Below are 13,374 nucleotides of genomic sequence, written 5' to 3'. Positions count from 1 at the left end.
TTTTAAAATTATGGCCTTTTTGTGATTCAAATTAAAGTCTTGGTCTTGGATCTAATGTTTTTACACCACATTCTCTACCGCATGTCTCACATTCTGATTGTTGAGATACATCTGTTGAGTCACAAAGCCAACCTGAGCAATCAAGTGTTTTTCCAGTGTTATCACAAGCACCATAAGTTGCCGCTTTACCACCCTTGATGTCAAAGGAAAAAGAATTGTCAAGCTCTGTAACAAAACTTTCCAGTTTCAAATCTTCTAATTTCAATTTTTCTTTCATAATTAAAGTTTTAGTATTAATAATACTACAAATAAATGAAAAAAATTGGAACAGCAATGACAAAACGCGATTTTATTTGTTAAAATCTGTATTATTCAGTTCTTTCTGCTGTTTAATCAGGTTTGAATACTTTGAATTTAATTTCATCAGGCTTTCATGAGTGCCTTCTTCAACTATCTTTCCTGAATCGACAACAATTATTTTGTTAGCACTCTTAATAGCGCTCAATTTATGGTCTACAATGATTGTGGTCTTGTCTTTAAGAAATGTTTTCAGGTTATTTAAAATAATCGTTTCGTTTTCTGAATCTAAGAAATTGGTAGCTTCATCAAGGAAAACATATTTTGGATTTTTATAAACCAATCGGGCTATAAGTATTCTTTGTCTTTGTCCCTGGCTCAGTTCATTCCCACCTTTTCCCAACATAGTATCGTACTTATCCGGTAAGGATTGGACGAACTTATCTAAGTTGACCGTTTCGATAGCTTCCTGCATCCTTTTTTCATCTACCGTTTCATCACCCAATGCTACATTATTCCTGATAGTATCAGAAAAGATATAACCATTCTGCAAAACAGCTCCTGTATTTTTATACCACCATTGTGAATCAATACTTCCTATTTCAGAATTTCCAATTCGTATTTCACCCTGGCTTGGAACATAATATTTTAGCAATAATTTTAATATAGTTGATTTACCAGAGCCGCTTTCACCCACAACTACTGTAATGCTGTTTTTAGGAAAAGTGACTGATAAGTTTTCAAAGCTAAAATCGGAATTGTCTTGTGAATAGGAAAAAGACACGTTCGATACGCTAATATCATCTGATATCGGTTCCGGGTCAACTACTTCAATACCTTCCGATGTTACTGTCTGGATTTCATTATTTATTTCATTTAATCTCTCAAAACTTAATTTGGCAAACTGAAGGTCCCTCACAAAAACCATTATGCCGGCAATAGGAGCATTTGCCTGACCTAAAACGAACTGTATAGCAAACAGCATCCCAAGAGAAATCTGCCCGTTAATCACTGAAGTTGCAGCTATATATAAGATGATAAAATTCTTCAGGGTATTTATTGTTATCGAGCCTGAACTTTGAATCTGATTCACAATCAGCATTTTTCTGTTAGCCTTATATATTCTGGCCTGTTCCCTTTCCCATTCCCATCTTTTATTTTTTTCAATATTGAAGAATTTTATATCGTTTACTCCTTCAAATATTTCCAACAGAGCACTGGTATTATTGGAATTTAACCCAAATAGCTCCCTGTCAATTTTTTTCCTTCTCTTTTGGAAAAGTATAATCCATGTCATATAAAGCACGCTGCCTATCAAAAAGACAACAAATATCTTTAGGCTGTAAATGGCAAGTATCGTAGTAAAAATAAAAAGGTTTAAGATAGAGAATAAAATATTTACCAATGATTCTGTGAGGAATTGTTCTATCCTGTCATTATCATTAATTCTCTGTAAAATATCACCAACCTGTTTATTCTCAAAAAACGAAATTGGCATTTTTAAAATTCTCTTTATAAAATCTGAGACAATAGAAACATTCACTATAGTTCCCAGATGCAAGCTTGTTATACTGCGAATAAAGTTTGTGAATATTCCTCCAATAGTCAAAACAAACTGACCGCAAATTATCAAAAACAACAAGCTGGTATCGCGTTCGCCAACACCCCTATCTATAAATAGCTGCGATAATACAGGTAAGATTATCTGTATTATGGTACCAAGCAGCAGTGCAAAAACAACCTGAAAATAGATTTTTTTGTGAGGTGTCAAAAAAACCAATATTTCCTTAATAAAGGATATTTTTAAAGATTTCTCCTTATTAAATTCAGCAGAAGGTTCCAGCCCCAGTACATAGCCTTCATCACCTTCGTTAACAGCCCAATAATTAAAAAAATCTTCCCGGGTGTATTTGATTTTCCCTTTTGCCGGATCGGCAACATAAAAGTGCTTTCTGGTAATTTTATATACGATTATATAATGGAAGTTATCCCAATGTGCAATAAAAGGTAGTGGGATTTTATCTATATCAGACTTGCTTACTTTTGCTTTTAATGTATTAAATCCTATTTTTTCAGAAGCGGTACTTAAATCTAATAATGTAGTTCCTTCAGAATTTGTTTTACACAGTTTTTTAATATAGTCTAAATCAACCTCTCTTCCATAATGCTTCGCAATCATTTTCAAGCATATAGGACCACAGTCAAAAGCATTTTTTTGTCTATATATTTTAAACATGTTTTATTCTGATTATACCTTTTAATATGAAGTTTTTGATGTTTTCAAGCAGTAAGACTTCTGCCTGATTTTTATCCTGTTCCGAAGAAAAATCAGATAAAAAAGAGTTGACGACATCTTTAATTACAACACTGGAATGTTCTCTTAAAAAATTAACCAGTATCAGCGAAAATTTCTCTAACCTGAAAAAACACGGCATTGGAAAATTTGAAATTAATACCGAGTCAAGTTTTACAACATCACTAAAATCATCCAGTAAAACTTTACTGTCCAGTAATCTAAAGCTGGTATTTAATTTAATTTCCATATTCAAAAAACCATCTTTGTCCGCTTTTTCCAATAGCTCTGCATCTTTGACTATTAGAAAATAGTTGTAATTGTATGGAATACTTTGTGCCTGATTTTCTATCAGCAAATGTTCAAAGTTATATATTGCTGACAATTGCTCATCTTTTACTTCTGCAATTTGCTGTGCAAACACATTTTTGAAATTAGGAATTGAATAGTTCAAACTTATATTTCTTCTATCCAGAAGCTCAAATGTTTTTTTATACTTGTTTGACAGGATAATTTTGACTGCATTTGTTGCATCATATTTTTTTAATCGTTCCAATGCATGATTATTGTTTCCTGTATTTTCCAACTTTGGAAAAACAATGCTTGAACCTATTGCAATTCCGTTTATATAGGCTTGTGCTTTTAATAGAAAATACAATGTGCCCAGAGTTCCCATAAAAAGGTTATGGTTTTTCTTGCCGTTATTATAACCATCTAAAAAGATTCCTTCTTTTTTATAAAAGTCAATCAATTCAGAACCTATTTTCTGTATATCATCTTTTATATCAATTCCTAAAAATTCTGCAACGTGTATGAAGCACAAAGCATTTCCAATTCTGCTATGGCAAATAGAATGGTTATCCGGTTCATGAATGGAGGGAAGAACAGAATTAAACACCTCTCTCGTAAATTCTTCTTTGAATTGGGTTTCAATACGGGAAAGAAGTATACCCGGTGCTCCATGACACCAGGCATTCATTGTTTTGACTGGTGTAAAAAAAGATGCGTTTTCAGAAATGGCTTCCTGTATAAATATTTTTCTTGCCGGTTCCGTATAAGGATAATGCCTGAAATCTCTCCAGTTTTTTTTCTCTTCAATAAATGCACTGTCTTCATATTCAAAGCTTAAATAAGCAATTTCCTTAAAAGCCTCAATATTTGTTAATTTATATATCTGAAAAAAAACAAACCCGATTCCGGAAGCTCCATGTGAAAAACCTGTTAGTCCCTGGATATTTTTTTGAGTCACATCCCAAAAAATTCCTTCTTTGGAAATATTGGCAGATTCTAAAATGAGCTCAACATAAAATGTAATATCTTCATAAAGCCATTCTTCTTCAATTCCTGAATTGGCCACATGTAGTAATGCTAATAGAATTCCCGAAACACCAGAAATCAATTCGATTAGCGGCCTGTTTATAAAGTCAAAATGTGATTTGCTATTCTTTAAAATCAGAAGACTATATTCTTTATACTTCTCTTCTTTTGTAATAGCATAAAGTTTAATCAGCAAAAAAGCAAATCCTGAATTCCCGGTATAAAAAGCATAGGAGCTTACTTTATTGTCCTCATAAATTTTTAAATCTGAGTTTATAAGGTCATCAATCTGGGATAAAATACTTTCGTCTTTTGTCAGGACATAATATTCTATTAAAAAACACAATACCCCGGATTTCCCGGAATAGACAGACAAATCATTACTTGTTTCATCTAAAAATTCTTTAATAATATCGTTTTTTATATCTGCGACAAAACCTAAAATAGTATAATCCATCTATGAATAGTTATTTACGGCAATATATAAATTTTAAAGTAATTGTTAAGATATGTCTTACTTTTTATTTAGTATTATTCTTAAATATCAGATAATGAAGGAATACAAAAAAAGCAAATCTGACCCTGCAATAAAAAAGCCACAAATTAACTTGTGGCTCTTGTCTTTATTGTTTGTAATATTCCTCAAAAGTAAAATTCTCCTTACGGTATATTTTCCCTTTTTGTGTAAGCTGGATTTTTTTCCATTTCCCGTTTTCAAAATTATACCGAACAGAATCAGTATAAGAAACTTCTACCCGTTCTATCGAATCATTTACGGTTTCATCAGAAGACACATCAATTGTTCTGGCAAAAAATGACCTCATCGGCTTGGTTTTAAAATCAGGCTCAAAGCGTTGGTCAACACCATAACCGCCATCCCACATAGAATCCCATTGTGTTACCAACTGTACGCCTTTCTCATCCAAAAAGAACAAGAAGTGGTTATGTGTATAACCGCAGGCGGCAATACCATAGTTGCAATGGATAAATCTCGTATCAATATTTTCATTCTCTGAATCTGACATGAATTCCTGATTGATATTCCATTCTGCTCCTTCATCCATACCAAAAACAATTTTTGTAGGATAGGTATAGATTGCTTTATTGTTCTTAAAAAATCCTATTTCAAAAAAAGCAGTACCAATACTGTCTTTGTCGTAGCTTCTTTTTATTTCGGTAATTACAATCTTATCTGCAGAGATTCCCTTGGAATCCAACAGCAATGAATCTTTATTTATGAAAGCGGATTCGTTTGTTGGAATCACTTCTACTTCTGAAGAAGTTACTACTTCAGCCGTTTCTTCTTTTTTATCCGTACAGGAAACACATAGTAAAAAAAGTACAATAAGTATATATTTCATAAGTCTAATTAATTCCCTTTTGGAATTGCTGCGATTAATTTTTTAGTATATTCTTTTTGAGGGTTATCATATAATGCATCGGCGTCGGCCATTTCTTCAATTTTACCCTTGTTCATTACCAAAATCTGGTCTGACATATATTTTACAACAGCCAGGTCATGAGAAATAAAAATGTAGGTAAAACCAAAATTTTCTTTCAGCTCATTCAAAAGATTCAGAACCTGTGCCTGAACAGAAATATCAAGGGCAGAAACAGATTCGTCACAGACAATTAATTTGGGCTGCAAGGCAATAGTTCTGGCTATTCCTATTCGCTGTCTTTGCCCACCTGAAAATTCATGTGGATAACGATTGAAATATTCCGCACCCAGGCCAACCCTTTCCAAAATTTCTATTGTCTTTGCTTTTCGTTCGGCATCATTTTTATACAGCTTATGAACTTTCATCGGTTCCATAATGGCTTTGCCAACCGGAATCCTCGGATTTAAAGACGAATATGGGTCCTGGAAAATAATCTGTATTTCTTTTCGTAATGCCCGGATATCTTCTTTTGGCAATTTCATAATATCAACGCCTCTATAAAAAATCTGACCTGCAGTTGCCTTGTCCAATTGCAGGATGGCATTCCCTAAAGTTGATTTCCCACATCCGGATTCTCCTACCAGTCCTAATGTCTCTCCTTCATATATCCTAAAACTTACATCATTGACCGCTTTGAAGCCTATTCTTTTTCCAAAAAGTCCGGCAGAAGAAAAATATTCCTTTTCTACGTTTCTGACTTCCAGAATTGGTGTTTGGCTGTATAATTTTTCATGTGCTTTTTTCCTTTCATCAGTGGTGATAATTTCATCACTGACAGAATTCTTCAGATAATCCTGTATGGTAGGAAGTCTTTTCAAACGCACATCGAGTGAAGGTCTTGAGCTGACCAATGCTTTGGTGTAGATATGCTGCGGATTGTGGAAAACATCAGAAGCATTGCCTTGTTCTACAATTTCACCTTTATACATGACCAATACACGATTTGCAATTTCAGACACCAAAGCCAAATCATGTGAAATAAACATAATACTCATGCCTGTTTTCTGCTGTATGTCTTTCAACAGTTGGATGATTTCCTTCTGGACGGTTACGTCCAAAGCTGTGGTTGGCTCATCGGCAATCAATATTTTTGGCTTACAGGCTATTGCCATCGCAATCATGACACGCTGTTTTTGTCCGCCGGAAATCTGATGCGGATAACTTTCATAAATTTTTTCCGGATTGGGCAGTTTTACCCTGTCAAATAAATCAAGGGTTTCTTTTCGTATTTCTTTTTTGGAAAGTTTAGTGTGCTGCAAAAGCATTTCTTCTACCTGAAAACCGCATTTCAAAGAAGGATTTAAAGAACTCATCGGTTCCTGAAAAATCATTGAAATGTTCTTTCCTCTTAGATTCTGCAATTCCTCTTTTGAAAACCGGGACACATCTTTGCCCTGAAAAAGAATTTCTCCTTTGGTAATTTTAGAAATATTTTTAGGAAGCAATCCCATAACAGCAAGAGAGGAGACCGATTTTCCGGAACCTGATTCTCCTACAATCCCTAAAATTTCATTGCTTTGCAACGCATAGCTTATAGAATTGATTATGGGCTTAAAGCCACCATCTTTCTTAAAAGAAATTTCCAGGGCATTGACTTCTAACAAAGGCTGTTTTTTCATGTCATAAAAATAGCAAAAAGATTTTCCTAAAAATAAAAACCCAACTTCTTTTTGGCCGTATATACTTTATGATTATTCTATAAAACATTGGAAATTCTTACATTTTTATCTAAACATACCAGCATTTTGCCCGATTTGAAATAAAAATTTTAAAACATTATTGAATATGAGACAATTCCCTATCTTTGGGAAATTTTCAAAAAACCCCTAATTACATCAAGTGACAAAAAATTCTACTTCCGCTTTTAAGGTACTTACTTTATTATTTCTATTTTCAATTCCATCAATCGGTTTTGGTCAGGATAAAAATGATATCCAACAAATCACCAAAGACTACGATTTAAAAAAACTAAAAGAATTAGAAGAAATTTATCGGAAAAAGGCTGCCTCTCAAAAACAGCAAGCCCTAAAGGCTGCCAAATTAAATAACTGGCCCGAGTTTATTAAAAACGAAAACGGTACTGTTGACGAATTGATAAAGCTTACTCCGGACGGATTTCCTTTATATTATTCTGTAAACAATAAAAATGCGGCAAAATCTACAAGAGCCAATTTTTTAAATACCGGCGGTGCTTTAGGACTCAATTTAGACGGACAAGGCATGGTGGCTCGTGTCTGGGATGGAGGCAAAGTAAGAGCCTCACACAGAGAATTTGGCGGCAGAGTTACCGTGAATGATGCCGTTGCAGGCTCATCCGGAAATAACTTTCACGCCACACACGTTACAGGAACTATAGCTGCATCCGGTGTTGATGCCAATGCAAAAGGTATGGCGCCAATGGCTCAGGTCAGAACTTTTAACTGGACCAATGACCAAAGTGAAGCTTTGTCAGAAATCCAATCCGGAATGTTACTTTCCAATCATTCCTATGGTGTGCCAATTGTCAATAACGGACAATTTGCTCCTTCCTGGTACATCGGAGCCTATACTACCGATGCAAGAGCATGGGATGAAATCGCTTACAATGCTCCTTATTACCTGATGGTAGCATCGGCCGGAAATAACGGAGAAGATGAAAATCCAAATCCTTTTGCTGTAGGTTTTGACAAACTGACCGGAAACAAAACAGCCAAAAACAATTTGGTAGTTGCCAACGCACAGGATGCATTTATTGCTGCCAATGGAAACCTTATAAGCGTATCAATTAATTCTGCCAGCAGCCAGGGACCAACGGATGATTTTAGGATAAAACCCGATATTACAGGAAACGGCACCAGCTTATATTCTACTTTTGAAACTTCCGATTCGGCTTACGGAACGCTATCGGGGACTTCTATGGCATCTCCCAACGTAACCGGTACATTATTGCTTTTGCAGCAATATTATAAGATAAAAAACAAACGCTTTATGAAAGCGGCAACCCTAAAGGCACTTGCCTGTCATACAGCCGATGATGCTGGAAATCCGGGACCGGATGCTGTTTTTGGATGGGGATTGCTGAATGCCAAAAAAGCAGCAGAAACAATCACTGCCAATGGATTGGGGACTGTTATTTCTGAAGAAATCCTTCAACAGGGACAAACGTTTACAATGACTGTGAATTCAAATGGAACAGAACCATTACAGGCAACTATTGCGTGGATGGATGTACCGGGAATAACAAACAACGGTAACCTTAATGACCCAACGCCTGCTTTGGTCAATGATTTGGATATACGAATTACAAAAGGAACCTCAACTTATTTCCCTTGGAAATTGACAAGTAATCCTAATGACAATGCCGTAAATAATGGCGATAATAATGTTGACAATGTTGAAAAAATCAGCATTCCGTCTGCATCAGGAACCTATACGATAACGGTAACGCATAAGGGAACTTTGGCACTAGGCCCTCAAAGTTTTTCACTTATAGTTACGGGTGCCAATTCAACTTTTGCGGTAACGTCTCTTTCTGAAGACCAGATTGTATGCAGCAATACTGCAGCCGTGTATAATTTCCAACATACTACAACTACATCAGAAAGCACCGGTTTTTCAATTGTAGGTCTTCCGGCAGGAGCTTCAGGCGACTTAAGCACTACATCTTCATCTGTAAATCAAACCGTGACGATGACAATTTCCAACTTAAACAATATCCCGGCTGGTGATTACACAATTGGTATCAGAGGTACACGCGGAACAGATGTAGAAACAAAATATGTAGATTTAAGAGTATATAGCAATACGTTCCAAAACAGTACACTTTTGAGTCCGGCAAATAACATAAGCGGTGTGGCGCCAACTGTACAATTGGATTGGGCACCTTCTGCAAATGCAGAATCTTATATTGTTCAGGTTGCAACCGATTCTGGTTTTGGAACCCTGATGGTCAATCAGGAAGTAACAGAAACTACTTATTTTTTAAATAATCTTACACCTCAATACAATTATTATTGGCGAATTCTTCCAAAAAACAGATGTGCAACCGCCACCTCAAGTACGGTATATAATTTCCAAACCGGAGCTTTAAATTGTGGTCAGGTTTTTTCTGCGACAGATTTCTCTGAAGCAACAATTGCTGCGACAGCCAATGCTGTGGCTTCTGTTCCTGTTCTTGTTACAGGCGGCATGACAGTTGGAGGACTAACGGCAACAATAGACATTTCTCATACCTATATTGAAGATATGACTATTTATTTGGAAGGACCGGAAGCAATAGGCTCACCTTACATCAAATTATTTGAAGAACCTTGCGGTGATAATGATAATATTGTAGCTACTCTAAGCGATGCAGGTATTGCTTTTTCATGTGGCGCAACAGCACCTTCAATTTCCGGAACTGTCAAACCTTTAGAGCCTTTGAGCAATTTTAATAATCTTCCTGCTGATGGAATCTGGACATTATATGCCATCGACAAATATAATGGCGATGGAGGTGTTATTAATAGTTTCAGTCTTAACTTCTGTAATGTTACTCCTTCCAGCCTTACTGTAGCAGACAGCCAATTAGCCAACATTTCTGTTTATCCGAATCCTTCAAAAGGAATCTTAAATGTAAACTTGCCTGCCAACTCCGGTAACACTACCCTATATCTGAACGATATCCAGGGAAGAAGAATACTCACGAAAGAAACCTCAAACACAAATGAGGTGCTCAATATTGATAATTTTTCGGATGGAGTTTATATCCTTACTATCCAAAACGGAACTTTAAAAACAACAAAAAAGATTATTTTGAACCGATAATCAAATTTTATTTTAAAAACATAAATACCTGATAATAATCCCGATAGAAAAAAATATCGGGATTTTTCTTTTTAAAGATGTTAGTTACAAAAAGTTTTGGCATGTAAATTGGATAGCTATAAATAACCTTGATTTTTTAAGGTTCGAAAAAGCTGAAAATCGAAAGAGTAGGCAAAATTTTTAATTCTTTTTGAATCATGAAAAAAATTACTCTCTTAGTGGCTAGCATTTTATTCGTTGGAAACATAGCGAATGCAGAAACAACTCATTATTTGGGTGAAAAAAATTTCAGTGCAAACCTTGATATGGACGAACCGATTGCTTTCGTTGAAAGAGGAATTACTTTTTACGTATTTCCTGACGGGCAATTCGATTTCAATACAGAGCCAACCGTTGCTAATGATGTGTTCTATTATAAAAGCGGCAGAAGAAGTTCTAGTGCCAATGTGAATACAACGTATGGTGCTCCTGGCGTACGAAACGGGCAAGGTGTAAAAATTGAACATGACAGCCAAGGCAGAATCAGAAGAGTTGGAAACGTATTTGTTAACTATGATGCTTATAACAGAATCAAAAGAATAGGTACCGTTTATATGAGCTATAACCGTTATGCCCTATCTCAAATTGGCGGATTGCAGCTTATTTACAACCGCCGCGGTGAAATTGTTGATATGGTGGGAAGTATTAAGGCTAATGATTATGCTGTAAATAATGGAAACTATTATTACGGAAGCGGAAGCGGTTACCAATATGGAAATAACAACTATTATTACAGAACAGAAAAAACGCCTGAAAAAGAAAAATAAAATGCTCTGAAAAAGAAAGAGCCTTGGAATTCCAAGGCTTTTTTTATTTATATGTGAATTATTTCTTCTTCTATCAATAAGTCCTCACGCCTGAAACGCAACAGGATTTGTGCAACAGTAATCACGTCCTTTTCACAATAAGTAATGATTCTGTCGATGTCTTTTTCAACATAATATACATGACCTACATCGCTTCCGCTAATATCGTCTTTAGGCGACGGGATGCCTAAGATTTTTGCCATCAATTTCAAGGAAGTATAATGTTTGAAATCGCCAAACTTCCATAATTCCATTGTGTCTAAATGGGGGATTTCCCATGGCTTCTTACCGAAAAGGTTTAGCTTACCCGGAATTTTTACCTGATTGATAATCATCCTCCTTGCTATAAAAGGAAAATCAAATTCTTTGGCATTGTGCCCACATAAAATATGCTGTGGCTGTGCAAAATAGTTCTCCAGAAGATTGGTAAAATCTCCGAGTATTTTCTTCTCATTACCAAAAAAGGAAGTAACTCTGAAATGGCGGATATCTCCCTTAAATGTAAAATATCCGACAGAGATGCATACTATTTTTCCAAATTCGGCCCAGATTCCGGCACGGTCATAAAACTCTTCTGCCGTAAATTGCTCTTTCCTCTGGTATTGTGTTTTTAAGTCAAAAAGTTCCTTTTTTTCTTCGTCTAATGCAGTAAAGGTTTCTTCTTCCGGAACAGTTTCGATATCTAAAAAAAGGATGTTTTCCAGATTAATTTTTTCTATCATGGCTTATCATTTCGTAGGTTTCGTCGATATATACATAAAAATCATTCCTGTGGAAATTCCCATCGGCTCTTTCGTCCCTGTTGCGACCTAACCGTACAATTATCAGGTCGTCCTTTGGAATTACGATAACATATTGTCCCAAATGTCCCTGCATATAATAAATCTGTTTGTCCCTATAATCGCTTATCCACCAACCATAACCGTACATTGGCGCATCTGCAAATCTTGGCGTAACGCACTTTTCCACAAAAGCGGAATCCAGAATCTGTTTGCCATTCCATTTTCCATGCTGCTTGTATAATTTCCCGAAACGGGCAAAATCTCTCGCATTGCTTGCAATACAGCAATATGCCTTTTCAACTCCATCCGGACGGTCAATTTGCCAAAGCGCTTCGTGTTCTGCTCCCAAAGGTTTCCAGAATTGTTCCGAAACATAATCGGCAAGATGTTCGCCCGTTGCTTTTTCAATTACCATAGACAGGAGTTGTGTGTTTCCACTCAAATATTTGAATTCTTTTCCCGGTTCTCCCACAACTTTCAAGCCCAGCATCAAATCTGTAAGGTTGTCGTCAAAATAGGCTCTGGTTGTAATTGAAAAAGGACTGTAATAGGACTCGTCCCAATCCAAACCTGATGCCATTGATGACAAATCGCCAACCGTCATCTTATCACCATATTTTCCGGCAAATTCAGGGAAAAAATCGGTTACTTTCTGGTCCAGGCTTTTAATTTTTCCTTGCATGATTGCCTTACCTAAAGCAGCAGTAACAATACTTTTTGCCATAGAAAAGGAATTCGATTTGCTGTCTTTATTATAGCCGTCATAATAGCTTTCATACCAAATACTATCATTTTTGATAATTAGAAAAGCGACTGTTTCAAATTTCTTATGGGTTTCTTCCAGTATATCGGTTGGTTTTTGCTTGTTATACTCTTTACTGATTGTCCAGGGCTGCCCTGCTCCTTTCTTAATTTCGCGATTTGGAAATTCAGTATAATCTTCAAGGAAAGCCGTTTTCTCTCCATTTAAATACGTAATCCTGACAGCACGTATAAGATAGTCGAGATTAAAAATATACAGCAACAGAATAAGGGTTGCCAATACAATTGCAAACCACAAAAGGAATTTTTTCAGAAATCTCATACCGCTTTACTTATCAGGTTTTAGAATAAACTTTGCTGCTTTACCGGATTTTCATGTTCCAGAAGCCATTTTTTCCTCCATAATCCTCCTGCATATCCTGTGAGCGAACCATCAGAGCCAATAACACGATGGCAGGGAACTGCTATCCAAAGCGGATTTCTTCCGTTTGCAGAAGCTACGGCACGAATAGCCTTGACATCACCCAACCGGATAGAAAATTCCTGATATGACAATGTTTTTCCAAAAGGAATTTCGAGCAGACCTTTCCATACTTTTTTCTGGAATTCTGTGCCCGACGGGTTCATTTTAAAAGTAAAATCTTTTCTTTTGCCATCAAAATAATCTTGCAATTGGTGTACGGCTTCCTGAAGTTCCGGAGGAATAGTCTTAGAAACAGGGCTTCCTTTGTCTAATGCCAAAATACTGGATATTCCGTTTTCATCGCCGCTAATTTCAGCAATGCCCAATGGCGTATTGATGTAGGCTTGTAACATGGAGGATTATTTAAAATCTAAAGTTATGAAAAAAA

The 13,374-nt window shown here is 36.0% G+C and carries 10 protein-coding genes; 2 read left to right on the top strand and 8 right to left on the bottom strand.

Annotated features, from left to right (window positions below; genetic code table 11):
* Nucleotides 1–31 precede the first annotated feature (31 nt).
* From BGO88_RS07840 to BGO88_RS07820, 5 genes are all read right to left on the bottom strand, one after another.
* On the bottom strand, nt 32–277 hold the full coding sequence (locus BGO88_RS07840) for a pinensin family lanthipeptide (protein WP_273237684.1): 246 nt from the start codon (nt 275–277) through the stop codon (nt 32–34).
* A 72-nt stretch (nt 278–349) separates the two neighbouring features.
* The gene (locus BGO88_RS07835) at nt 350–2,476 is read right to left on the bottom strand and encodes a peptidase domain-containing ABC transporter (RefSeq protein WP_286706515.1); all 2,127 of its coding nucleotides are present in this window, start codon (nt 2,474–2,476) and stop codon (nt 350–352) included.
* Nucleotides 2,477–2,525: 49 nt separating this feature from the next.
* Complete coding sequence (locus BGO88_RS07830; RefSeq protein ID WP_286706514.1) at nt 2,526–4,364, bottom strand: lanthionine synthetase LanC family protein; 1,839 nt, start codon at nt 4,362–4,364, stop codon at nt 2,526–2,528.
* A gap of 166 nt (nt 4,365–4,530) precedes the next feature.
* Nucleotides 4,531–5,268: a hypothetical protein gene (locus BGO88_RS07825; protein ID WP_286706513.1), complete on the bottom strand. Its 738-nt coding sequence runs from the start codon at nt 5,266–5,268 to the stop codon at nt 4,531–4,533.
* Between the two features lie 8 nt (nt 5,269–5,276).
* Nucleotides 5,277–6,968, bottom strand: coding sequence for an ABC transporter ATP-binding protein (locus tag BGO88_RS07820; protein WP_286706512.1), 1,692 nt, complete (start codon nt 6,966–6,968; stop codon nt 5,277–5,279).
* Between the two features lie 220 nt (nt 6,969–7,188).
* On the opposite strand from BGO88_RS07820, the gene BGO88_RS07815 reads away from it, so the two are divergent.
* Entirely contained in the window at nt 7,189–10,134 is a 2,946-nt protein-coding gene (locus BGO88_RS07815; RefSeq protein ID WP_286706511.1) for a S8 family serine peptidase, read from the top strand.
* A gap of 197 nt (nt 10,135–10,331) precedes the next feature.
* Nucleotides 10,332–10,940 carry a hypothetical protein gene (locus tag BGO88_RS07810; protein WP_286706510.1) on the top strand — a complete coding sequence of 203 codons (609 nt, stop codon included), beginning with the start codon at nt 10,332–10,334 and terminating at the stop codon, nt 10,938–10,940.
* A 47-nt stretch (nt 10,941–10,987) separates the two neighbouring features.
* Here the strand turns inward: BGO88_RS07810 and BGO88_RS07805 are convergent, their stop codons facing one another.
* The 3 genes from BGO88_RS07805 to BGO88_RS07795 are packed head-to-tail and all read right to left on the bottom strand — an operon-like array spanning nt 10,988 to nt 13,339.
* Entirely contained in the window at nt 10,988–11,701 is a 714-nt protein-coding gene (locus BGO88_RS07805; RefSeq protein WP_286706509.1) for a 3'-5' exonuclease, read from the bottom strand.
* Nucleotides 11,685–12,845 (bottom strand): serine hydrolase domain-containing protein, encoded by a 1,161-nt coding sequence (locus tag BGO88_RS07800; RefSeq protein WP_286706508.1) that lies wholly within the window; start codon nt 12,843–12,845, stop codon nt 11,685–11,687. Before BGO88_RS07800 ends, BGO88_RS07805 begins: the two co-directional genes overlap by 17 nt.
* Nucleotides 12,846–12,865: 20 nt before the next feature.
* On the bottom strand, nt 12,866–13,339 hold the full coding sequence (locus BGO88_RS07795; protein WP_286706507.1) for a methylated-DNA--[protein]-cysteine S-methyltransferase: 474 nt from the start codon (nt 13,337–13,339) through the stop codon (nt 12,866–12,868).
* Nucleotides 13,340–13,374 lie beyond the last annotated feature (35 nt).

This window comes from Flavobacterium sp. 38-13 (assembly GCF_001899155.1).
Classification (GTDB): domain Bacteria; phylum Bacteroidota; class Bacteroidia; order Flavobacteriales; family Flavobacteriaceae; genus Flavobacterium; species Flavobacterium lindanitolerans.
This window is presented reverse-complemented; position numbering and strand designations above follow the sequence as displayed.